25 protein-coding genes are annotated in these 21,981 nt (G+C 63.8%); 18 read left to right on the forward strand and 7 right to left on the reverse strand.

The window, feature by feature from the left end; genetic code table 11:
- Positions 1-154 precede the first annotated feature (154 nt).
- The gene (locus tag AB3X94_RS26255; RefSeq protein ID WP_176106709.1) at positions 155-844 is read left to right on the forward strand and encodes a FadR/GntR family transcriptional regulator; all 690 of its coding nucleotides are present in this window, start codon (positions 155-157) and stop codon (positions 842-844) included.
- A 57-nt stretch (positions 845-901) separates the two neighbouring features.
- On the opposite strand, the gene AB3X94_RS26260 is transcribed toward AB3X94_RS26255, so the two are convergent.
- On the reverse strand, positions 902-1,495 hold the full coding sequence (locus AB3X94_RS26260; RefSeq protein WP_176106708.1) for an acyl-homoserine-lactone synthase: 594 nt from the start codon (positions 1,493-1,495) through the stop codon (positions 902-904).
- A 155-nt stretch (positions 1,496-1,650) separates the two neighbouring features.
- Here AB3X94_RS26260 and AB3X94_RS26265 point away from each other — a divergent pair, with 155 nt between their 5' ends.
- Entirely contained in the window at positions 1,651-1,968 is a 318-nt protein-coding gene (locus tag AB3X94_RS26265; protein WP_013092374.1) for a hypothetical protein, read from the forward strand.
- On the opposite strand, the gene AB3X94_RS26270 is transcribed toward AB3X94_RS26265, so the two are convergent.
- The gene (locus tag AB3X94_RS26270; RefSeq protein WP_176106707.1) at positions 1,952-2,656 is read right to left on the reverse strand and encodes a LuxR family transcriptional regulator; all 705 of its coding nucleotides are present in this window, start codon (positions 2,654-2,656) and stop codon (positions 1,952-1,954) included. The genes AB3X94_RS26265 and AB3X94_RS26270 overlap by 17 nt on opposite strands.
- A gap of 577 nt (positions 2,657-3,233) precedes the next feature.
- Between AB3X94_RS26270 and AB3X94_RS26275 the strand changes: the two genes are divergently transcribed.
- From AB3X94_RS26275 to araD, 7 genes are all read left to right on the forward strand, one after another.
- Positions 3,234-4,223 (forward strand): dihydrodipicolinate synthase family protein, encoded by a 990-nt coding sequence (locus tag AB3X94_RS26275; protein WP_176106706.1) that lies wholly within the window; start codon positions 3,234-3,236, stop codon positions 4,221-4,223.
- The gene (locus AB3X94_RS26280) at positions 4,220-5,164 is read left to right on the forward strand and encodes an SMP-30/gluconolactonase/LRE family protein (RefSeq protein WP_176384957.1); all 945 of its coding nucleotides are present in this window, start codon (positions 4,220-4,222) and stop codon (positions 5,162-5,164) included. Before AB3X94_RS26275 ends, AB3X94_RS26280 begins: the two co-directional genes overlap by 4 nt.
- Before the next feature lie 252 nt (positions 5,165-5,416).
- Positions 5,417-6,586: an ABC transporter substrate-binding protein gene (locus AB3X94_RS26285; RefSeq protein WP_368613135.1), complete on the forward strand. Its 1,170-nt coding sequence runs from the start codon at positions 5,417-5,419 to the stop codon at positions 6,584-6,586.
- A gap of 171 nt (positions 6,587-6,757) precedes the next feature.
- The gene (locus AB3X94_RS26290) at positions 6,758-7,837 is read left to right on the forward strand and encodes an ABC transporter ATP-binding protein (protein WP_368613136.1); all 1,080 of its coding nucleotides are present in this window, start codon (positions 6,758-6,760) and stop codon (positions 7,835-7,837) included.
- The gene (locus AB3X94_RS26295) at positions 7,834-8,721 is read left to right on the forward strand and encodes an ABC transporter permease (RefSeq protein ID WP_176106702.1); all 888 of its coding nucleotides are present in this window, start codon (positions 7,834-7,836) and stop codon (positions 8,719-8,721) included. Before AB3X94_RS26290 ends, AB3X94_RS26295 begins: the two co-directional genes overlap by 4 nt.
- Entirely contained in the window at positions 8,721-9,668 is a 948-nt protein-coding gene (locus tag AB3X94_RS26300; RefSeq protein ID WP_176384963.1) for an ABC transporter permease, read from the forward strand. The genes AB3X94_RS26295 and AB3X94_RS26300 overlap by 1 nt, the downstream gene beginning before the upstream one ends.
- Positions 9,669-9,699: 31 nt before the next feature.
- Positions 9,700-11,436, forward strand: coding sequence for an L-arabinonate dehydratase (gene araD / locus AB3X94_RS26305; protein ID WP_368613137.1), 1,737 nt, complete (start codon positions 9,700-9,702; stop codon positions 11,434-11,436).
- Positions 11,437-11,439: 3 nt separating this feature from the next.
- Here araD and AB3X94_RS26310 read toward each other — a convergent pair whose 3' ends face one another.
- Positions 11,440-12,045 (reverse strand): short chain dehydrogenase, encoded by a 606-nt coding sequence (locus AB3X94_RS26310; protein WP_176106699.1) that lies wholly within the window; start codon positions 12,043-12,045, stop codon positions 11,440-11,442.
- A 148-nt stretch (positions 12,046-12,193) separates the two neighbouring features.
- The gene (locus tag AB3X94_RS26315) at positions 12,194-12,646 is read right to left on the reverse strand and encodes a DUF3005 domain-containing protein (RefSeq protein ID WP_368613138.1); all 453 of its coding nucleotides are present in this window, start codon (positions 12,644-12,646) and stop codon (positions 12,194-12,196) included.
- A gap of 328 nt (positions 12,647-12,974) precedes the next feature.
- Here AB3X94_RS26315 and AB3X94_RS26320 point away from each other — a divergent pair, with 328 nt between their 5' ends.
- Both AB3X94_RS26320 and epsC read left to right on the forward strand, forming a co-directional pair.
- Complete coding sequence (locus tag AB3X94_RS26320) at positions 12,975-13,208, forward strand: hypothetical protein (protein ID WP_013092363.1); 234 nt, start codon at positions 12,975-12,977, stop codon at positions 13,206-13,208.
- Positions 13,209-13,354: 146 nt separating this feature from the next.
- Positions 13,355-14,281, forward strand: a complete 927-nt coding sequence (gene epsC, locus AB3X94_RS26325) for a serine O-acetyltransferase EpsC (RefSeq protein ID WP_368613139.1) — start codon at positions 13,355-13,357, stop codon at positions 14,279-14,281.
- Between the two features lie 35 nt (positions 14,282-14,316).
- Here epsC and AB3X94_RS26330 read toward each other — a convergent pair whose 3' ends face one another.
- Complete coding sequence (locus AB3X94_RS26330) at positions 14,317-14,829, reverse strand: metal-dependent hydrolase (RefSeq protein WP_368598144.1); 513 nt, start codon at positions 14,827-14,829, stop codon at positions 14,317-14,319.
- A gap of 148 nt (positions 14,830-14,977) precedes the next feature.
- On the reverse strand, positions 14,978-15,487 hold the full coding sequence (locus AB3X94_RS26335; protein ID WP_176106695.1) for a hypothetical protein: 510 nt from the start codon (positions 15,485-15,487) through the stop codon (positions 14,978-14,980).
- Positions 15,488-16,376: 889 nt separating this feature from the next.
- Between AB3X94_RS26335 and AB3X94_RS26340 the strand changes: the two genes are divergently transcribed.
- Positions 16,377-16,913, forward strand: a complete 537-nt coding sequence (locus AB3X94_RS26340) for a hypothetical protein (protein ID WP_176106694.1) — start codon at positions 16,377-16,379, stop codon at positions 16,911-16,913.
- 160 nt (positions 16,914-17,073) lie between these two features.
- Positions 17,074-17,637, forward strand: a complete 564-nt coding sequence (locus tag AB3X94_RS26345; protein ID WP_368613140.1) for a hypothetical protein — start codon at positions 17,074-17,076, stop codon at positions 17,635-17,637.
- Positions 17,638-17,889: 252 nt separating this feature from the next.
- Here the strand turns inward: AB3X94_RS26345 and AB3X94_RS26350 are convergent, their stop codons facing one another.
- Positions 17,890-18,321: a hypothetical protein gene (locus tag AB3X94_RS26350; RefSeq protein ID WP_176106692.1), complete on the reverse strand. Its 432-nt coding sequence runs from the start codon at positions 18,319-18,321 to the stop codon at positions 17,890-17,892.
- Between the two features lie 74 nt (positions 18,322-18,395).
- On the opposite strand from AB3X94_RS26350, the gene AB3X94_RS26355 reads away from it, so the two are divergent.
- From AB3X94_RS26355 to AB3X94_RS26375, 5 genes are read left to right on the forward strand one after another with little or no spacing between them, the layout of a single operon-like run.
- A complete protein-coding gene (locus AB3X94_RS26355; RefSeq protein WP_176106691.1) occupies positions 18,396-18,566 on the forward strand; it encodes a hypothetical protein in 171 nt (56 codons plus the stop codon).
- On the forward strand, positions 18,563-19,264 hold the full coding sequence (locus AB3X94_RS26360) for a CDP-alcohol phosphatidyltransferase family protein (protein ID WP_368613141.1): 702 nt from the start codon (positions 18,563-18,565) through the stop codon (positions 19,262-19,264). The genes AB3X94_RS26355 and AB3X94_RS26360 overlap by 4 nt, the downstream gene beginning before the upstream one ends.
- Positions 19,261-20,076: a 2OG-Fe(II) oxygenase gene (locus AB3X94_RS26365; protein WP_368613142.1), complete on the forward strand. Its 816-nt coding sequence runs from the start codon at positions 19,261-19,263 to the stop codon at positions 20,074-20,076. Before AB3X94_RS26360 ends, AB3X94_RS26365 begins: the two co-directional genes overlap by 4 nt.
- On the forward strand, positions 20,073-21,125 hold the full coding sequence (locus AB3X94_RS26370; RefSeq protein WP_368613143.1) for a lysylphosphatidylglycerol synthase domain-containing protein: 1,053 nt from the start codon (positions 20,073-20,075) through the stop codon (positions 21,123-21,125). Before AB3X94_RS26365 ends, AB3X94_RS26370 begins: the two co-directional genes overlap by 4 nt.
- 28 nt (positions 21,126-21,153) lie before the next feature.
- Entirely contained in the window at positions 21,154-21,918 is a 765-nt protein-coding gene (locus AB3X94_RS26375) for an NTP transferase domain-containing protein (RefSeq protein WP_176106687.1), read from the forward strand.
- Positions 21,919-21,981 lie beyond the last annotated feature (63 nt).

Below are 21,981 nucleotides of genomic sequence, written 5' to 3' on the forward strand. Positions count from 1 at the left end.
TTGCCAAATATTCAGACCGGGCGCGGACGAAATGGCGGGCGCGGCGGCGCGCGCGAGTGGCCTTGCATGCTTACAAACCGCATAAGTTTGCTGAAGCTGGAACAAGGTTGGCCTTACAATCAGGCCATATTCAGACAAGCTGGCCAGTCCGCTGATGAACGATCGAAAAACCAAGGGCTTACCCGACCAGATCTACGGCGACATTCTCAACCGCATCCTCGAAGGCGAGTACAAGGAAGGCGAACGGTTGCCGACCGAGCATGCGCTGGCGGAGCGTTTCGCCACGTCCCGGCCGACCGTGCGCGAAGCGCTCGCGCGATTGCGGGCCGACGGCATCATCTCGACGCGGCACGGCTCTGGAACGACCGTCGCGCGGCGCCCCGACCCGGACGTGCGCCGCTTCGCGCCGCTCGAAACGCTGTCCGATATCCGCCGCTGCTATGAGTTTCGCATCGTGACCGAGGCGGGCGCGGCCGCGCAGGCAGCGCTGAAGGCCGACGCCCAGGACATCGCCGCGATCCAGCATGCGTGGGACGAGCTCGAGCGCATCATCGAGGCGCAGGGCATCGGCGCGAAGGACGACTTCCTGTTCCACCAGGCGGTCGCGCGGGCGTCGAAGAATCCGTTTTTCATCACGGTGATGTCGTTCATCGAGGAACAGATCCTGTTCAGCATGAACCTGTCGCGCAATCTGTCGCTGGTCAAAACGGTGGAGCGGCAGCGGGTGGTGCAGGCCGAGCACATGGCGGTGCTCGACGCGATCCGCCGCAAGGACTCGGCGGCCGCGGGCGCCGCGATGCGCGCGCATCTCGAGAACGCGCTGGAACGGATGTTCGGTTCCTGAGTCCGCGCGCGCGGGTGAAGGTGTCGTGAGTTCGGTGCGGCCACGCTCCGGCGCGGCTCAAGCCGCGTCGGCGACCGGCCCGAATAGCGAGGTCAGCGTTTTCGCGCTTACCGCGACGTCGAGCGCAACGGCCCGTTCGACGCCGATCTGCAGCGGCGGCCCGAGCCGGCTGATATCGAGCCCGGCACGGCGCAGCATGCGCTCGATCGGCGTGGTAGTCACCGTGACGTAATGCGTGATGCCCATGCGCTGTGCGAAGCGCATCACTTCCTGAATTGCGCGAATTGTCATATCCGTGAAACCAAAAGACTGTTCCTCCCCGTTGGTTTCGATCGCCCAGCGGCTGAGTTCCCAGATATGTCGGCCGACCGGCGCGGCCGCGCCATGCAGCAGTTGCGGGAAGGTGTCTTTCAGCATGTTCGGACCTTCGGTCGGCATCAGTCGCCAACAGCCGCGCAACCGTTCGTCTTCGCCCTGAATCAGCATGTAGTACGGCCCGAGCGCGTCGTAGCCGTCTATCTCCATTCCCGCGATGGTCGGAATTTCCCAGCCGAGCCGGCCGTGAAAGACCCGGGCGCGCAGCCGGTACATCTCGTTGATCAGTTCGTTGTCGAATTCCTGCCGGAGTCCAATACGGATCGTGGTTTGCATGACGTTCTCCTGTGCGTGTCGGGTACTGCCAGATACGCAGGAAAACTTATGCATTCTGAATCTTTGCGCCACCTACCTACCTGGATAGGTGTGGATGCTTATCGGGTATCGCAAAATTCACACACGTATCCGCCCCCAACCTACAAGGGTCCAAAATGGAACTCCTCGACAATCACTGGCAACCGCAAACCCACCTCCAGGCGCGTCCCTCGGAGGTCTCTTCGGCAGTGGATCGTGTTCTGATCATTGCCTACCGGAAGAAGAAAAAAGAGAGCCAGCGTCGTTTCTGGGCTCGCTTCGGCGTCACGCAGTCGCGCGGGAGCCGCTTCGAGTCGGGTGCGGAGATCCCGGCGCCGGTGTCGATCCTGCTTGGCCTTTACTTCATGAAAACCGTGTCGGACGCCGATCTTGGTCGCGCCGAGCGCGTGATGTACAGCCGCGACGCGGCCGCGCTGCTCAACCCGGGTCAATAAGCCCAAGCTGGGCCGCGATCACGGCGGCCGCGCGCCGTGAATTCACGCCGAATTTCGCCCTGATGTTTTTCATGTGGAAGTTCACCACGGCTTCCGAGCAACTCAGGATGTGGGATATCTCCCACGTGGATTTGCCGCGCGCGGTCCATTTCAGACATTCGCGCTCGCGCGGAGTCAACTTCGGCATCAAGCTCTGCGCATGCGAATCCAGATGCTGTTTGCTGGTGTCGATCACCAGGTCGCGCAACAGCACGAGATTCGGCAACGCGGCGTTCACATGGCGCCTGAACCCGTCCGACGGCTTGTCGTCATTGACGAAGCACATCATGCCGGCTTCCTGATTCGGCCCATGAATCGGCAGCGTCACACCCGCACCCAAGCCGTACGAGCGGGCTTCCTCGTACAGGGCTTGCTGTGGCGGGGTGGCGAAAATCTCTGGCGTCCAGATGAGCGGCGCGGAGCGAGACAGGCAGTGCGCGACCGTCGGGTCGATATGCACCATGCCCTGTTCGTCGTAGGTCTGCCGCCATGCCGGCGCGTAAGTGCTGCGCAGGTAAGCGTCCTCGAGACGCATGGTGGGCCGCGGCAGCATCGCGACCAGTATCCTGTCGAAGCCCCACGTTTCGGCGAGGCCCGTAATCACGCCGAACCATTCCGCCTCATCGGCGGCGTCCAGTAGCGGTGCCATCTGCTCGATAAAGTGTAGCGACAATTTTTTGGCTCTCTCAGGCTCGCAAACATCCCATTCGCGGTTATTGGCAGACAAACTTCGGTCCGCTCTTTTGGTCCGCATAATCTATCACTAAAAACTCGAAAGCAATGCGCTGCTGCTGCGCGGGGTAAACGATAGCAGCCATGTGATAGCAAGGGCGGTGTTGCCTATTATTATGCTGATTGAAATAGATTTTTAACCCGCCCGGGTCTCGGGCGAGAAATGCGGCTAATCGGCATCCGGCTACCGCATTTTAATGTGTTTCATTGACAGCATTATTTCTTTCGTGATTCGGAATTAATCGCATTTACTCGATTAGTTGGGAACGCGGGTTATTTGCGCGTCGCGTCGGTCTTGCCAAACAAGCGCCTGCGCGGTTTGCATGTGGGCTGTGGCTCCATTGTTATACAAAAGGAAATTTCGTGAGCGGTTCGTGGGCAATTCGCCGCCGGCGGCATTTTGGGGGCGATCGCCATCCGCAGGTTGTTTGACAACATTGTAATGCCGATGCTACCGTGAAACCTCCGCCCAGCACGTGTGCGCGTCAACCATCATGAACGATTCTCCGCTGCGCGACGGCGCGTTCGCCGCGTCGGTCATGGCCGTGCCGCCGCTCGCGCGCCGCGCCGACTACACGCTCGACCCTGCTCGCAATCTCGCGCTGATCCGCCATATCGAAGCGGGTGGCGTACGCACGCTACTGTATGGCGGCAACGCGAACCTCTATCACGTCGCGGTCAGTGAATACCGCGAGCTACTGGACCTGCTCGCCGAAGCCGCGAGTCCGGGGACACGCGTGATTCCGGCGCTCGGTCCCGACTACGGCAAGATGCTCGATCAGGCGCGCATCCTCGCGCAGACGCGTTACCGCACCGCGATGGTGCTGCCGCTCGGCGGCGTTACTACGTCCGAGGGCGTCGAGACGGGCCTCACGCGGATCGCCGACACGGCCGGCATGCCGCTCACCTTGTATATCAAGAGCGAAAACTACGTGGCTGTCGATGCGCTCGCGCGGCTCGTCGAGCGTGGCACGTTGAGCGCGGTCAAATACGCGATCCCGCGCGACGATCCCGCCGACGATCCCTATCTGCGCCGGCTGCTGCAATGCGTGCCGGCCGCGAAGATTGTATCGGGCATGGGCGAGCGGCCAGCGCTCGTGCATCTGCGCGAGTTCGGGCTGGCAGCGTGGACGACCGGCAGCGGCTGCATCGCGCCGAACATGGTGATGGCGTTGCTGCGCGCGGTGCAAAGCGGCCGGAGCGCCGATGGCACCGATAGCGCGGACAACGACACCGCCCAGCGTTTGTACGATGCGTTCATGCCGCTCGAAACGCTGCGTAACGACATCTCGCCGATCCGCGTGCTGCACGACGCGATCACGTTCACGGGCCTCGCCGACATGGGGCCGTTGCTGCCGCTGCTCAGTTCGACACCGCGCGAGCATCATGCGAAGATCGCGCAGACCGCGTGCACGCTGCTCGCTCTCGAGCGCGAGTTCGCACCCACCCAATCGAACCGCTCCGACACGCAGGCAAGCACATGACCGAACACAGCCGACGCTATCCCGATCCTTCCATCCGTGTGTTCGATCCGCGCTTCAAGTCGTTGATCATCGCATCGGCGTCGGTCGAATGTCTGTATCAGGGCACGCGCTGGTCGGAGGGGCCGGTGTGGTTCGGCGACGGCCGCTATCTGCTGTGGAGCGATATTCCGAACGACCGCATCCTGCGCTGGGACGAAACGACGGGCGCGGTCAGCACGTTCCGTCAATCGTCGAACAACGCGAACGGCCATACGCGCGATCGCGAAGGGCGTCTCGTCAGTTGCGAGCACCTGACGCGGCGCGTGACGCGCACCGAGTACGACGGCTCGATCACCGTGCTCGCCGACCGCTATCAGGGCAAGCGCTTCAATTCGCCGAACGACGTGGTCGTCAAATCGGACGGCTCTATCTGGTTTACCGACCCGACCTTCGGCATCGAAGGTTTCTACGAGGGCGAGCAGCAGCAGTCCGAACTGAAGCCGTGCGTGTATCGGATCGACGGGCAGTCGGGCGAGGTCTCGATGGTCATCGACGACGTGCTCGCCCCGAACGGTCTCGCGTTTTCGCCGGACGAGTCGCTGCTGTACGTGGTCCAATCGCGCGGCGAGCCGCGCAAGATCCGCGTATTCGATGTCGAGGCCACTGGCAAAGGCACGACGGTGTCGAACAACCGCGTGCTGATCGACGCGGGTCCGGGCACGCCCGACGGCTTTCGGGTGGACGTGCACGGCAACCTGTGGTGCGGCTGGGGCATGGGCACCGACGAACTCGACGGCGTGCGCGTCTTCACCGCGCAAGGCGAGCCGCTCGGCCATATCGCGCTACCGGAGCGTTGCGCGAACGTTTGCTTCGGCGGACGGCATCGCAACCGTCTGTTCATGGCGGCGAGCCACGGCTTGTATTCGCTATTCGTCAATACGCAGGGCGTGCGCGGGGGTTGAGCAGTTGTCCGCTAACTAGACAACAGCTGTTGCAGCCACTGAGGGTGCTCGGGTTTGCCCTTAATTCGCGTTACCAGGCATTGAACGGCAAGGATTTCACGTCAATCGAGCCACTTTTGACCAAGCCTCGCGCTCTCGACTATTTGCTTGACATCGGCTGTTACGCTTCGCTATGTTCCCTTGGTAGAAAGATACCGCCCGCATGCAACACATCGACCAGCGGGCTTCCATACCAAGAGGCGAGGAGACGCAATGACTGTTTCGCACAGGCTGTCGTTCAAGCTGGTATCCGTCTGTATCGCCGCGAGTGCGGCGTTCGCTCTTGCCGCGCACGCGGCCGATCCGGTCACGATCAACATCGTCGACGTGGCCGGCGATCTTCAACTCACGCAGAAGGGCTTCGAGGCGTTCAAGGCGAAGAATCCGAATCTCGTTGCGAACATCACGTTCACGAACGCTCCGTCACCGCAATTGCCCGGCAAGATCAAGGCGATGCAGGCAGCGGGACGCTCCGACATCGACCTCGTTTTGACCGGCACCGACGCGCTCGCGGCCGGCATCGAACAGAACCTGTGGATCAAGCTGCTGCCCGATAACGCGGCGCAGTTCCCCGGTGTGCTCGACAAGTACGCGCCGGGTCCGCGCAAGATGCAGGATCTGGCGCAGGGCTACGGTCTCGAGGTCGCGTATATGCCGGCTGGTCCGCTGCTCGAATACAACCCGGCCAAGGTCAGCGATCCGCCGAAGACACCCGAGCAACTGCTGCAATGGTGCAAGGCCCACCCCGACAAGCTGATCTACGCGCGGCCGGCCAATTCCGGTCCTGGCCGCACGTTCCTGATGGGCTTGCCCTATGTGCTCGGCGACAAGGACCCGCAGGACCCGGTGCACGGCTGGGACAAGACGTGGGCGTACCTGAAGCAGTTGAACGACTGCATTCCGTACTATCCGGGCGGCACCTCGGCGGTGATGAAGGAACTGGGCGAAGGCACGCGCGACATGACCGTGACCGTGACCGGCTGGGACATCAATCCGCGCGCGCTCGGCATCGTGCCGGCCGAATTCCGCGTACAGCCATTCGACAACATGACGTGGGTCAACGACGCGCACTACATGGTGGTTCCGAAGGGCGTGCCGAAGGAAAAGCTAGACGTGCTGTACAAGATGATGAACTTCATGCTGGAGCCCGCGCAGCAAGCATTGACCTACGACGACGGCTACTTCTACCCGGGCCCGGCGATCAAGGGCGTCACGTTCGAGCAGGCGCCCGCGCATAGCCAGGAGGTGCTGCAAAAGTATGGCCGACCGGAATACGCGAAGATGTTGAGCGATCGTCCGCATGCGTTACCGCTGAATGCGGCGGCAATGGTCGCGGCCTTCAGGAAGTGGGATACCGACATCGGCGCGCAGAAGACCCGCTAGGCCTTCACCGTTGCGACGGAAAACGAGGCGAAACGCAGCGCGGCGTGAGGTAGCGCCGCGTTGCGTGTTTGCGGCGACCACGCGCGCCTCGGCTTAACTGCCTGATGCGCCGCGCGCACCGCACGCGCGGCACTTGCGACACCCGTCGTCTCACGCGGATCAGGAAACCGTATGAAGCATCACTTTGAGCAGTTACGGCTCGACTCGGTGAGCCGCAGTTTCACGAACGCGCAAGGTCACGCGATCGCCGCGCTGCAGGGTCTCGATCTGACGATCCGGCGCGGCGAGTTCATCGCGCTGCTGGGACCGTCGGGTTGTGGCAAATCGACGGCGCTGAACTGCATCGCCGGATTGCAGCCGCTCACCGGCGGCGGCATCTGGCTCGACGAGCGCCGCATCGACGTGCTGCCGCCGGAAAAGCGCGGCTTCGGCATGGTGTTCCAGAACTACGCGCTGTTCCCGCACATGAGCGTGCTCGACAACGTCGGCTTCGGGCTGAAGATGCGCGGCGTCGGCAAGAGCGAGCTCGCGCGCCGTGCACGCGAGGCCTTGAAACTGGTGCAACTGACAGGGCATGAGCAGAAACTGCCCGGCCAGTTGTCCGGTGGCCAGCAGCAGCGTGTCGCGATCGCGCGTGCGATCGTGATCGAACCGCCGCTGATCCTGATGGACGAGCCGCTATCGAATCTCGATACGAAGCTGCGCATCGAAATGCGCGCGGAGATTCGCCGCATCCATACGCAGCTCGAACGCGCGACGCTGTACGTGACGCATGATCAGGACGAAGCGCTGTCGATGGCCGATCGCATCGTCGTGATGAGGGAGGGCGTCGTGCAGCAGGTCGCGACGCCGAAAGAGGTCTATACGCGGCCGCGCAATCTGCATGTTGCGCGCTTCATGGGCTATCGCAACGTCGCCGAGTTCACGCTGGAGGGCATGCAAGGAGAGGGCGTCGTGGTCAGTGCGAACGGTGTGCGGCTGATCGGCACGGCGATGGCCGGCTTCGACAGCAAGCGCGTGAGCGTCGCGCTGCGCCCCGAAGACATGGAGCGCGCCGAGCCCGGCGCCGACAACGCGTTCGAGGCGCTGATCGACGCGGTCGAATACGGCGGCCATGATTCGCTGCTGCGGGTGAAGACCGCGTTCGGCGACGTGTGGGCGCGCGTGACCGGTGAATGCGCGGAGGGCGAACGCATCATGCTGCGCGTGCGGCCGTCGTGCGTGCTGGTCTACGATGCCGAGGCCGCATGAACACGCCGACGCTCGTCCCCCCGCTTACTCCCCGCGCGCCGCGCGATGCCAAGGCCTGGCTCGTCGCGCCCGCGCTGCTCTTTATCGTCGCGCTGTTCATCTATCCGTTCGCGTACGGTCTCGCGCTGTCGTTCCGGCCGATGAACGGCGGCGGCCTATGGGCCAACTATCTGACGTTCTTCACCGACACCTCGATGTGGCCGACGATCCTCGTCACGCTGAAGCTGTCGGTGCCGGCCACGCTGATCAACGTTGGCGTGTCGGTGCCGGTCGCATTCGCACTGCGCCGCTACTCGCGTTATCAGAAGATCGTCACGACGCTGCTGGTGATTCCGGTGACGCTCGGCACCGTGCTGATCGCCGACGGCATGCTCACGTACTTCGGTCCGCACGGCTGGCTGCCGCAGGCATTGCAGGCGCTGCATCTGTACACGCAAGAGGTGCGGCTCACGCACAACTTCACGGGCGTGCTGCTATCGCTGATCGTGTCGGGCTTTCCGTTCGCGTTTCTGTTGACGCTTTCGTACGTGACCGGCATCGACCCGACGCTCGCGAGCGCGGCGGCGACGCTCGGCGCGAGTCCGTGGCAGCAGTTTCGCCGCATTTATTTTCCGCTGCTCGTGCCGGGACTCACGATGGCCGCGTGCCTGTCGTTCGTGCAGGCGTTCTCGGTGTTTCCGTCGGCGGTGCTGCTCGGCGCGCCCGCGGGTCCGACGCGCGTGATGTCGATTGCCGCGGCCGAAGCCGCATTCGAGAGCTACGACTATTCGCTCGCGTCGGCGATCGCGATGGTGATGGGCTTCGTGCAACTGCTGGTGGTCGCCGCGCTGCTCGGCGCGCGCCGCTGGTTCTATCGTGGTCCCGTTACGGGAGGCAAAGGCTGATGACGACCGATCGTCGCGCGACGCAGCCCGACTGGCCCGCGTCCACCTCCGCTTCCGCATCCGCGGCGCCGCAGCCGGGCGATGGCGCGCGCGAGCCCGCGCAACACGCGCGTCAGCGCGCGAACTTGCCGGGCCGCATCTGGCAGGTGCTGGTGTGGGCCGTGATGGCGTTTTTCCTGATCAACGTCGTGCTGCTGATTGCGACCGTCGCGGTGAATTCGATCGCGACGCGCTGGTTCGGCACCGCGTTGCCGCAAGGCTTCACGCTGCACTGGTATGCACAGGCGTGGAGCGACTTCCAGCTCGCGAGCGTGCTGTGGGTGACCGTGCAGGTGGTCGGCGCGGTCGTGCTGCTGTCGGTGCTGCTCGGCGTGCCTGCCGCGTATGCGCTCGCGCGCGTGCAATTCCGCGGCAAGCGCCTTGCGATGCTGATCTTTCTGCTGCCGCTGATGGTGCCGCCCGTCACCTACGGCATTCCGATGGCGACCGTGATGTACAAGGTCGGCCTTGCCGGCACGCTATGGGGCGTGATTCTTGCGAACCTCGTACCGGCGCTGCCATTCGTGATTCTGGTGATGACACCGTTCATCGAGCAGATCGATCCGAATCTCGAAGCAGCCGCGCGCATTTTCGGCGCGAACACGTTCCGCTACTTCCGTTACGTGCTGCTGCCGCTGCTCGTGCCGGGTATGCTGGCCGCAGGGTTGCTCGTGCTGGTGCGTACGATCGGCATGTTCGAGCTGACGTTCTTTACGGCCGGTCCTGCCACGCAAACGCTGGTGGTCGCGTTGTACTACGCTGTGTTTTCGACCGGCGTGCGCGCGCCGCAATCGATCGATGCGATGGCGATGATCTATATGGCGATCACGTTGATCTGGGTGCTGATCGCACTACAATTCGTGAGCCCGACGCAGATCGTGTCTCGCGTGAAAGAACAGCGGCGCTGACGCGTGGTCGGCGTCAATCGTGGAGTAGACGTTGGCGAAGAGAAAAACCCCCGAGGAATTGCGCAGTCATCGCTGGTATGGCGCGAACGATCTGCGTTCGTTCGGCCACCGCTCGCGCACCGCGCAGATGGGCTACAACCGGGAGGAATACGCGGGCAAGCCGGTCATCGCGATTCTCAACACGTGGAGCGAGATCAATCCTTGCCACACGCATTTCAAGCAGCGCGTCGATGAAGTGAAGCGCGGCATCTGGCAGGCCGGCGGTTTCCCGATCGAGTTGCCTGTCCAGACCCTCTCCGAGCCGTTCCAGAAGCCCACCACGATGCTGTACCGCAATTTCCTCGCGATGGAAGCCGAGGAGATGCTGCGCTCGTATCCCGCCGACGGCGTCGTGCTGATGGGCGGCTGCGACAAGACCACGCCCGCGCTGCTGATGGGCGCGATCTCGATGGATCTGCCGGCAATCTTTTTGCCCGCCGGCCCGATGCTGCGCGGCAACTGGAACGGCGTGACGCTCGGTTCGGGTTCCGATTCATGGCGATACTGGGCCGAACTGCGCGCGGGCACGCTGACGCCGGAAGACTGGCAGGGCGTCGAGGGCGGCATCGCTCGCTCGCCGGGGCACTGCATGACGATGGGCACTGCGTCGACGATGACCAGCGCGGCCGAAGCGCTGGGCTTCACGCTGCCCGGCTTCGCGTCGACTCCCGCGCCCGATTCGCGTCATGCGCGGATGGCCGCGAAAACCGGCATGCGGATCGTCGAGATGGTGTGGGAGGATCTGAAGCCGTCGGACCTGATCACGGCGGCATCGGTCGATAACGCGGTGACGACTTGTGTCGCGCTGTCCGGCTCGACCAATTCGGTCGTGCATATGATCGCGCTTGCACGGCGCGCGGGCGTCGAGTTGACGCTCGATCGCTTCGACGAGATCGCGCGCCGCACGCCCGTGCTCGCGAACATCCGGCCGACCGGCGCCTATCTGATGGAGGACTTTTTCTACGCTGGCGGTTTGCGCGCGCTGCTCGCGGAACTGGGCGAGCTGATCGACGGTTCGCAGAAAACCGTGAACGGCCGCACGCTCGGCGAGAACCTCGCGGGCGCGCAGATTTTCAACGACGACGTGATCCGCCGCCGCACGAATCCGCTACTCCGTGACAGCAGCCTCGCAGTGCTGCGCGGCAATCTCGCGCCCAATGGCGCCGTTATCAAGCCCGGCGCGGCCGAGCCGCATCTGCTCGTGCATACGGGCCGCGCGGTCGTGTTCAGCGACTACAACGACATGGCCGCGCGCATCGACGACGACGCGCTCGACATCGACGAAAGCTGCGTGCTGGTGCTGCAGCACGCGGGGCCGGTCGGCGCGGGCATGCCCGAGTGGGGTCAGTTGCCGATCCCGCGCAAGCTGTTGCAAAAAGGCGTGCGCGACATGGTGCGCATCTCCGACGCGCGGATGAGCGGCACGAGCTATGGCGCGTGCGTGCTGCACGTGGCGCCCGAGGCGTTCGTCGGCGGGCCGCTGGCGTTGGTGCGAAGCGGCGATCTGATCGAGCTCGATGTGCCGCGCCGCAGGCTGAACCTGCTGATATCGGACGAAGAGTTCGCGCGCCGCAAGGCCGCGTGGGTCAAACCGGCGGCGCGCTTCGAGCGCGGCTATGGCGCCCTACATCAAGCGCACGCGATGCAGGCGGACCAAGGCTGCGATTTCGACTTCCTGCAGCGCGGCGGCGCGAGTCCGGAAAGCTCGGGCGAGCCGGAAATTCACTGACGCTCAATACCCGACGCGATACACGCGCCCCGTCTGCGCGCCTTCCACGCTGCGCAGATAAGCAAGCGCAGCGCGTTGTGCGCTGACGGGTTCGAAGCCGCGAAAGAACGGCGCATAAGCCTCCATCGACTCGGTCAGCACGGTCGGACTCACGACGTTGATGCGCAGCCCGCGCGGCAGTTCGATCGCCGCGCCACGCACGAAGCCTTCCAGCGCGAGATTGACGGTCGTCGCGCTCGCGCCCTGCGCGATCGGCTCGTCGCCCAGAATGCCGCTCGTCAGCGTGAACGAACCGCCGTCGGTCACGTACGGCAGCGCCGCGAACACGACGTTGATCTGGCCCATCAGCTTGTCGCGCAGCCCGACCCAGAACTGCTCGATGCTCATCTGCGCCAGCGGACCGAAATGCACGTTGCCGGTCGCGGTGACGACGCCGTCCACCTTGCCGATGTCGCGAAACAGCCGCTCGACGCTCGCGGGGTCCGTGCTGTCGACGTGATATTGCCCGCGCGTCGCGCCCACCTCGATCACTTCGTGACGCGCCTTCAACCCCTCGCTGACGGCGTGGCCCAGCGTGCCCGTGGCACCGATGACGACGATCCTTTTCATCCGCAACTCCGTTAAACGAACCAGCCTTAAACAAAGCAAAGCACGCACCAGAATAAAACGGTGCGTGCGACGTGAATGCCTGATTTAATCGGATTAAATGCGGTAATTCAAACGCGCGCGTATAAAGGGATGATACGCGCGCGTCCGCCTATTTCACGCGGTGTAATTCGATAACGCGCGCGGGCCGCAAATGATTGAGCGCGTAGTGGATGCGGCCGCGATCCTGGCGCTGTCCGACTGGACGCGGGTCGATGTACTGGTTGTCGGCCGAGTAGACGGCGAGCGGCTCGGCCATGCCCTTGTCGATCACCGCGTAACCGGGCTCGAGCGCGAGCAGCAGATGATTGCCGCCAAGCCGGCTGTCGAAGCCGGCCATGCCGTCGAGCGCCTCGGGCACGCTGTTCTCGAGCGTCGCATTGCTGGTTGTGATTTCGTCGGGCGAGATCGCGCCGTGGCCCGCCAGACGGGCCGCTTCATGGTTCTTGCCGTCGGTGTCGACGGTGCTGTCGTGCGTGCGATCGTTGTGCAGGTCCGTGGTTGGTGGGTCCTTCGGGTCGGGTTTCGTGCCGGCATTTTCGGGTTTGCTGATCGCGCTGTTCATCGTGCATCTCCTGAAGAGGACATTCGAAGAAAGAGCAAAAGCCGTTCCGACTGACACGGCGCCGCTTTGCGCGGGAGTCGCGATGCGTTGTCCGCCATGATTCGATGCGAGTGGCGTTGCCCACGCGATTGAATGGCGATGAGGTCCGCGATTCATTTCGTTTTTTTTAATGGACGCGTATTTTCTACAGAGTATGATTCTACTCCTGCGACCGACGCGCGGATAAATTGGCGGCATGCTCCGGCTGTTCACCATGGTCGGAAAAAATTAACAAACAAATGGCCGCGCGACCGAGAAAATGTTACGGGGCTTCAGGGGCGGGTGACTCATGCACTTCGATGCTGCATTCACACATCGCGGCTATCTATTGAATTGCGAACCGGCGCGCTCGGGCGACGGCTCCTGGCAACCGTATGTGGTGATCTCGCGCTCGAGCGACGGCGAACTGGTCGCCAACCGTTTCTTCCCCACGGAACTGCGCTTCTCCGACGAAGCCGCCGCGATCGCGCACGCGCGCGATTGGGCAGTGCGCTGGATCGACGCGAGCAGTCTGACAATCTGACGTCAGAGAACGATGCATGCGTGCCGGCGCGCGCCGACGCAACGAGCCGAGCCGATCTGCGCGCCGCCGGGCGGGCAGCGTTAAAACGCGGTAATCTCTGCTGGATAACCACTTTGAACCGTGCACGCTGCACGGCGCCGTCCCTTATGCCCAACGAGCCTTCCCCGAACTGGGGCCTTGACCAGATCGTCGCCGACCTGCGCGCCTCGCGCGAGCAATTGCATCGCACGCGGCATCCGCTCGGCATTCGCGAGTTGCCATCGCGCGAAGCGGTGGTCAATATCGTGACCGGCTTGCGCGCCGCGATGTTTCCGACGCACTACGGCGCGCCCGATCTAACCGACGAGACGGTCGACTACTACGTCGGCCACACGCTCGAAAGCACGTTGCGGCTGCTCGCCGAACAGATTCGCCGCGCGCTGCGCTTCCTGCCAGAGTTCGGCGCGACGCCCGACGCCGAGTTGCGCGAGCGCGCGTTCGCGGTGGCGCGCGAGTTCGCGACGCAGCTGGCGGGCATCCGCGCGCTGCTCGTCAGCGACATCCAGGCTGCGTACACCGGCGACCCCGCCGCGCAGCACATCACCGAAATCCTGCTGTGCTATCCGGGCGTGTGGGCGATGACGCATCACCGGCTCGCGCATGCGCTGCATCGGCTCGGCGTGCCGCTGCTCGCGCGCTTCATCAACGAGATCGCGCACTCGGCGACCGGCATTGACATTCACCCGGGCGCGACGATCGGGCCGAGCTTCTTCATCGATCACGGCACCGGCGTGGTGATCGGCGAGACCGCGATCATCGGTGAGCGCGTGCGCGTCTACCAGGCGGTCACGCTCGGCGCGAAGAGTTTCGCGGCCGACGAAGACGGCATGCTGATCAAGGGCAACGCCCGGCATCCGATCGTCGAGGACGACGTCGTGATCTACGCGGGCGCGACGATTCTCGGACGCGTGACGATCGGGCGCGGATCGGTGATCGGCGGCAACGTGTGGCTCACGCATAGCGTGCCGCCGGGCAGCAGCGTATCGCAAGGCAAGATCCGCGAAGGAGAGCGCACCGACAATGGGCGGCAGTGATGCTCGCCTGGCCGCGGCTGGCTGCATCGCTGCGCCTAGCTGATCGGCCAATGGCGTAACCACGGCAACGCATGCATGCCATGCCGCCACACATGCTCGCCGATGAACCACGCGGCCACCCACGACGCCGCGACGACGATCAGATCGCAGTGCCCGCTATTCCATAGATTCAACGAATGTCGCCCGGCGATCCACGGCACGCCGAGCGGATTCGGCCAGTCGGCGAGCAGATGCATCAGGCCGCCGCACGCGAAGCCGAACGCGGGCGCCGCGTAGATCGAATGTCCGAGCATGTGATACGACGCCGCGAGCAGCGCGAGCCAGCCGATGCCCCAATGCGTCAACGTGCGATGCGTGATCCACAGCCGCCGCGCGCGTGACCACCATGCAACTTCGAGCCAGTCCGGCGCGGTGCTGCCGGCCACGCCGGCGATGAAGCTCAGCAGCACGCCAGCGTGAAACGGACCACCGCCGCTGCGCGCGACGATCGCCGCCGCGATGATGCCGGCTGCGAAACCGGTCGCATGATGCGCTTTGCTGGATGCCATCGACATTCGCGACACAAGTGCCGCGCGAAAAACAAAGGGCGGCTATGTTCGCAGATGAGCGCGTAAAAAATAGCCGATGGGCGAGATATAAATTCGCGCATCGGCCTTCCGTGAGTGATGCGCACGGCGTTCAAGTGCGCCGCGCCGCTCAGGTCGCGCAGCGTGCGATAGCGAAGCGCATTTCCTCTTCGGGTGGATCGTCGGGCGCGTTGGCCGGATGCATGACCTTGATGACCGTGCTGCCGTTGAGCGGGGTCAGCGTGACGAAGTACGAGTTGTGCGAATCGGCGCCGACCGCGAGTTCGGTCGCGGCGCCGGTGTGCGAGGTACGCACGCGCGGCAGACGTCCTTCGAGGCAGGCGGCGATGGACGCAGGCGTGCGTGACGACGACACGTACACGAGCGGCGCGGACGCATCGCGCGCGGGGCCGCCCGACGAACCGCAAGCGGCGAGGGTGGCAGTGAGGGCGGCAGCGGGGGCAAGCAGGAGAAGTCTTTTCATGATCCGATCGTCGGCGTTCCCAGTCATGCATGGGAAGGTGAGGCGCGGGCGAAGCGCGATGCGCTGGCGGACAGCGCGATGCTTCGCGACGAAGCTGCCGTGCAGGCGGCGCGGTTTCGCGGCGTCGCACGGCGGCCGGGGCAGTATACCGAGCAAGCGCCGGCGTCGTCACTAGCGCGGCCAGGGAATCGCCTTGCAGCGACACCGTGTGCCACTTCGGCTCGCCCGAGCCGTTGGAGCCGCTCACCTTCCTCGCTGCCACGCGGACCAAAGCAGGCGTTCGACAATGAGCCGCTGCCCTGCTGCCAGCTGCTGTGACCGCCCTGTTTGTTCGAGCAGACGAGACCCGCGTCGAGCGAGCCGTGCAAAGTGACGCTGCCTTGCGCGTGTACGGTGATTGCGAAGGCGCTCATCAGGCCTGCCGTGGTGGGGCTTCTTTGCATGTTCGGGATTCACTCCGTGGTACGTGGAGAATCGGCATGTTGAGCGCCATTCCCAGCGAAGTGTAATTATCGCTATGCAGATATTTAATTATTCGTCTTACAACAGTTTATTTTCGAATTCGCGATTATGTGAATTAATCGTGTAAGTGCAGGTCGCCGAAAGGAATTATTTTAAAAAGGAATGGGCGGCTGCGCCGTCAAGTCCAGCGACGTTGCCGGACCGTTACGACACAAGGCCTCCCGGCCAGCATCGGAGGCCCTCATTTGCGCCGATTCCCACCGTTTTGCGCAACGCAGTCTTACGAAGAAAGCGTTAAATCAAGGTGGGATGCCACTTATAATTTCGATAGACCCCTTCGACCAAAGGGTGTCTTTTTCATTTTTACGCGCGGCTTTCGGGCCGCGTTTTTTTATCTGACATTTAAAGCGGTTTTTATACATTCTCGCGTAAGGGTAAATAGAATTTTTCGCCCCTCGAGCGGCTTCGCCGTTCCGAGCGCGCCTTGTCCGTTCGTCAGAGCGAGCAGGGCGAAGCGGGCCGGGCAGGTAGAATCGCGGGTTCGAAATCTGTTTGTGCGCCCCGCGAAGTGAGTGAACCTGTGATGAACGACACGCCCTTTCCCTCGACCGACACGAATGCCGGGTTCCTGGCCGACGACTCGTCCGGACCGGACGAAAGCGTGCATGAAGAGCGTCTGTGGCGCGATAACGGCTGGACCGCGCGCATCATCAAGAACGAAGACGACGAAGGCTGGGCCGTCGAAATGATCAAGGACGGCGAGGCGGAGCCCGCGCTCGTCGGACCTTGGACGATGGGTCGCAACAAGAAGGATCCGAAGCCGCTCGACGTGTCGGCGTTCAACACGCTGGTGAAAACCGCCGCGGAAGTGCTGCGTCGCCACGAGCAGCAACTGCGCGCGCAACTGCACAAGGCGGTGCGCGTGCCGAGCGCGGACGGCAACGACGAATTCGACATCACGCTCGACATCGTTCCGGACGAAGACGAGCCGTACGCGCTGTTGAGCGCGCTCGATATTTTCGGCGAGCAGATCGCGCAGGTGCAGGTCGCGCCGACCTTCAAGCTCAGCAAGGCGAGCGCCGCGGCGTGGGTGGCGAACGAGTTTCGCCGGCCGGGGTAAATGGCGGTTGCAGGCGCGGTTGCGTCCTGATCGGATCGTCTTAGGCCATCCGGCCGAGGAGCCAGCGAACGGGAATCTCGCGATAATTTGCGGTCTCTTTTGGCGGCCTCGCGAGCTGGACTTGAAATGGATTTCGATTTTGCGACGAGGTTTTATCGACGTGGCGGATGTTCGCTATGACCTCGCTCATCTGCTTGCCAGCGCGTTTACTTTCGCGATTCCCGCCGCGCCGCGATTTCCGGCAGTGACGGCAACGGTCCACGTCGAATACACGTCGCATTGCGTGTCGTTTGGAGCGGGCGCGACCGGGCCACTCGATTTCGAAGTGCTCGGCAACGCGCGCAGAATACTCGATCACCGCAATGTGGCGCGCGCGTTTTGCCCCGACCGACACCGCTGGTCGCTCAATCTGCCGGCGATCATCGCGCAGTTGGCAGAGCGGCGGTGCTATTTCACTGGCCGCTCGAACTGGCTCGTGATCGAAGATATCGATGATCGTGGCGAAGCGGTCGAATACGAGGTGTTTTTCCGTTTGCGCCGGGCGGCGGCAGCGCAACTGCGGCTCGTGATCGAGAGCGCGTATGTGCGCAACCCTGGCAGCCCGCAAGCGGCAGGCAAGCCGGGTATTCCTCGCAACCGCCGGAGCATCGTGCGGTTTCGCGTGATGGCGGCCAAGATTTTGAGAGGCGAATCGATCCGCGATCCGAGCCTGGGTCGGCAGTAGAAAAGAATTGGATGTGTGAGAGTGGCCGGGCCAGAAACGGGTGAGGCCCCGCGCGGGGGCCTCATAACTTCGCGGGAGCGCTTGATCGGTGCGACCGACGTAACCAGCACGGCTGGACCCTGTTGACCAGGAGGCAGATAGACACCCTTGCGGAGCCCCGAAAAATCTATCTGGCAGGATTATACCGTGCCAATCCTGCTCCGAGCTATCTCAATACCGATGGCCGCAGCCAGCGCGTGCCGCCAACAACCCCTAGTTGCGCTTGCAAAAAATCGCGGTGATCAGCGGTGCGACGTGGTGCACGATCGCCGTACTGCCGGCGTTCTCGAGCGCGCTTTTAACCTTGTCGTCGCCGCCGAACACGACGGCGCCATACGCGGACTGCGCGACCGGTTCGCCGTCGCCGACCCGGAACATCGGGTCGTCTTTTTCGAAGCCCACCACTGCGAATACGCGGAAACCGAACGCGGTTAGATGCGCACCGGGCATCGGCGAGAACGCGTTGATCGAGTTGCTTTCGACGTGACTTGGCTTCGGGTTGATCAGTTGCTGCTGCATCAGATCAGCAATGAACTGGTGGCCGCTCTCATTGCATACGAGTGGCGCGTCGAGCTCCACGGCAAAAGAGGACAGCGGCAGCGCGGCGGCTGCGGCAAACAGCAGAGGGACAAGAAGACGGTTCATGAGTGTAGGCGGGCGTCCACAGTCGATGCCGTGGATTAGCAACCACTGCGCCATCCCCCGGAGGGGCGCGAGCGGTGCTGCACATCGAACAGATTCCGCGTGACTGGCACAACTGGATTCGCACTTTACAGCGATTCGGCGAATTCCGCTTTGTGGCGGACATACAAACGGTATTTGCAATTGCCGGGAAATATACCGACAAAACAGCAAGCTTTCAGAATCCCGTATATATTTCCGCCTTATGACTTCGCAACCCCGACCTCCAATAAACGTCCCGCCGCCACGTACGTGGGATGCCCGGCTCGCTCGCCGGCTCGTGACACCGCTAATCGATACCTGGGTCACCCCGAATCATTTGACCACGCTGCGCCTGCTGATTGGCGTCGCAGGCGCGCTGTGCCTTGCGCACGGGGGATTCGGGTGGGCCAATGCGGGAGCACTTCTGATAGTCCTGTCTAATTTCGTCGATCACACCGACGGCGAACTCGCGCGCGTCGGCGGCAAGTCGAGCCGTATCGGTCATTTTTACGATCTCGCCTGCGATGCTCTCGTGACCGTGATGCTGTTCGTCGGCATGGGTATCGGTGTCGGCGGTGCGCAGATCGATGCTTTGAAGCTCGCGCCCAGCATGCTCGGCGCGGTTGCGGGTGTCGCGGTTGCCCTGATCTTCTTCTTGCGCATGCGGATCGAGGAAATGGTCGGCAAGGCCGGCACGAAGCAGGCGTCGGTGGGGGGCTTCGAAACCGAGGACGTGCTTTACCTGCTGCCCATCGTCACGCTGACGAATGTCGTCGCGCCGTTCGTGGTGGTCGCGTCGATCGGCGCGCCGCTGTTCGCCGCATGGGTGGTGATCGACTACTGGCGCGTCGCGCGCCGTAGCGCTCGCCTGACGGCCAAGGCCCCCGCCACTTCAGAAACCAGTCAACAGTGGGCCAGCAAATGAATCCGCACGCCGAAGACGACGTGATCGCGCCCGTGTCGACAGGCACGCCCGTGGCGGCGCTCACGCCCGCGCCCGATGCCGACCGCGCGGTCGCGAGCCGTACCCGCACGTTCGACAACGCGCGTCTGCGCAAAGACTTCGCCGTGCAGGACGCGTTTCTGTATCTGGAAGATTTCCTCGCGCCGGAAGTCACCGCGCAGCTGGTTCACAGCGCGCGCTCGCTGCTCGACGAAGTGAACCGCAACTATCTGCCTGGCCACAAGCAGGGCGGCAGTGTCAGCCGCCATACGATCGACCGTCTCGCGCCGTTCATCGCCGAGCTGTATCGTTCGAAGGAGTTGATCGGCTGGCTCGAGCAGCTGAGCGGCGACCAGTTGCAGGTGTCGCCCGCCGACGACCCGCACGCCTACGCGCTCTACTACTACACGCGCCCCGGCGACCATATCGGCTGGCACTACGATACTTCGTATTACGACGGGCGCCGCTACACGCTGCTTCTCGGCGTGATCGACGAATCGTCGTGCCGGCTCGACTATGAGCTGCATACGCGCAATCCGGACATGCCGGACCAGCCGGGTTCGGTGCAGATTCCGCCCGGTGGCCTCGTGTTTTTCGATGGCGACAAGCTGCGTCATCGCATCACGCCGGCCGGCCCGAACGAGATGCGCGTGTCGCTGACGTTCGAATACGTCACCGATCCCAATATGCGGCCGTGGCGCCGCTTCGTTTCGAACATGAAGGACGCGATCGCGTACTTCGGTTTCCGTCAGGTGTTCCGTCAGATGGCCTCGCGCGGCAAGGACGCCGCATGAGTCGCGCGGCGCTGCTTCTGCTGTCGATCGGCTCGGCGCTGTTCGTCGGCCTGCTCGCGTGGCAGGGCTTCGGCTCGGTGGCGTCCACCTTGCTCGCAGCCGGCTGGGGGCTCGCGGTCGTCGCCGCGTTCCACGTGGTGCCGCTCGTGATCGATGCGGCTGCGATCGCGGTGCTGTTCAAGCGCGGCCACCCGTCGCGTGACGGCGCGCATGAAGGTCCAGCAAGCCGCGCGGGAGCCGGACTCTCGCTACGCGATGCGCTGTCCGCGCGCTGGATCGGCGAATCGGTGAATAGCCTGCTGCCCGCTGGACAGATCGGCGGTCCGGTGGTGATGGTGCGGCAACTGTCGCAGCGCGGCATGCTGCTGCGCGACGCGGCCGCCGCGATCACCGTCAGCACGACGTGGCAGGCGCTCGCACAAATCGTGTTCGCGCTCGGCGGCCTCGCGATGTTCGGCGCGTATGCCGCGCACGGCACGCTGCACGACCTGCGAACCGCAACGCTGATCGCGACCTGCGTGCTCGGCGCGCTGATCGCCGGGTTCTACTTCGCGCAGCGGCGCGGCCTGTTCGGGCGTCTGCTCGGCGTGGTGTCGAAGGTGTTCGGCAAGCGCGACTGGTCGTCTCTGATGACGCGCGCTGAAGCCGTCGATGCCGCCGTGCAGTCGCTGTACCGCGAGCGCGGCCGCGTGGCGGCGAGCTTTGCGCTGAGCCTCGTCGGCTGGGTCGTCGGCACGGCCGAGGTATGGCTCGCGCTGCGTTTTCTCGGCCATCCGGTCGGCTGGATCGACGCGCTGCTGCTGGAGAGCATCGGCCAGGCGATTCGCGGCGCGGCCTTCATGATTCCGGGCTCGCTCGGCATGCAGGAGGGCGGCTATCTGCTGCTCGCGCCGCTGGTGGGTTTGCCGCCCGACGCGGCGCTGGCGTTGTCGCTCGCCAAGCGTGCGCGTGAAATGCTGCTGGGCCTGCCGGGCCTGCTGGTATTGCACTTCAGCGAACGAAGCTGGCAACGTCGGCGCGCCCCGCGGCGTGTGCCGGTTGCCGATTGACCTCCGTACTTTTTTCAAAGGACCGCGCATGCGCGCCATCATTCTCGCAGCGGGCCTCGGCCTGCGTCTCCAGCAACCGCCGCAAGCCCAGTTTCCGAAATGCCTGTTGCAGTTCGACGGCATGAGCCTGCTCGAACGGCATCTGCAGATGCTCGAAACCGCCGGCGTGACCGACGTCGTGCTCGCGCTCGGTTTCCAGCCGCAATCCGTGCAGGCGGAACTCGCGCGCATCAACTGGCCGCATAAGATCGAGACCGTGCTCAATCCGCGTTTCGATCTGGGCAGCGTGCTGACCGTGCATACCGTTGCCGACTCGTTGACGCGCGGCGGCGACGTGCTGCTGATGGACGCCGACGTGCTGTACGACGAGCGCATCCTGAACGCGCTGGTGGCGGGCGAGTCGGTCAACCGACTGCTGATCGACCGCGATTTCGAAGCGGGCGACGAGCCGGTCAAGCTATGCCTGAAGGACGGCGTGCCGGTCGAGTTGCGCAAGCAGCTCGCGGTCAATCTGGAGTTCGACACGATCGGGGAGTCGGTCGGCTTCTTCCGCTTCCGCGAGGAAACCGCGCGACGCTTTACCCAGATCGTCGCGGGCTATATCGACAGCGGCCGTGCGAACATGCCGCACGAAGAGGCGGTGCGCGACCTGCTGCTCGAGCGCAGCCAGGTATTCGACACGGCCGACGTGACCGGCGCGCCGTGGATCGAGATCGACTTCCCGAACGACGTCGCGCGCGCGGCCAACGAAATCCTGCCGCAGTTGCAGCCGCTCGTCAGCGCATCGCGCTAAAGCGTCCGCCGCGCGTCAGCACGCATGACGGCGCGCGGCAAAACCCCTCGCGCGACAACATTT

Origin of the sequence: Paraburkholderia sp. BR10923, assembly GCF_040948765.1 — a bacterium.
GTDB lineage: Bacteria > Pseudomonadota > Gammaproteobacteria > Burkholderiales > Burkholderiaceae > Paraburkholderia > Paraburkholderia youngii.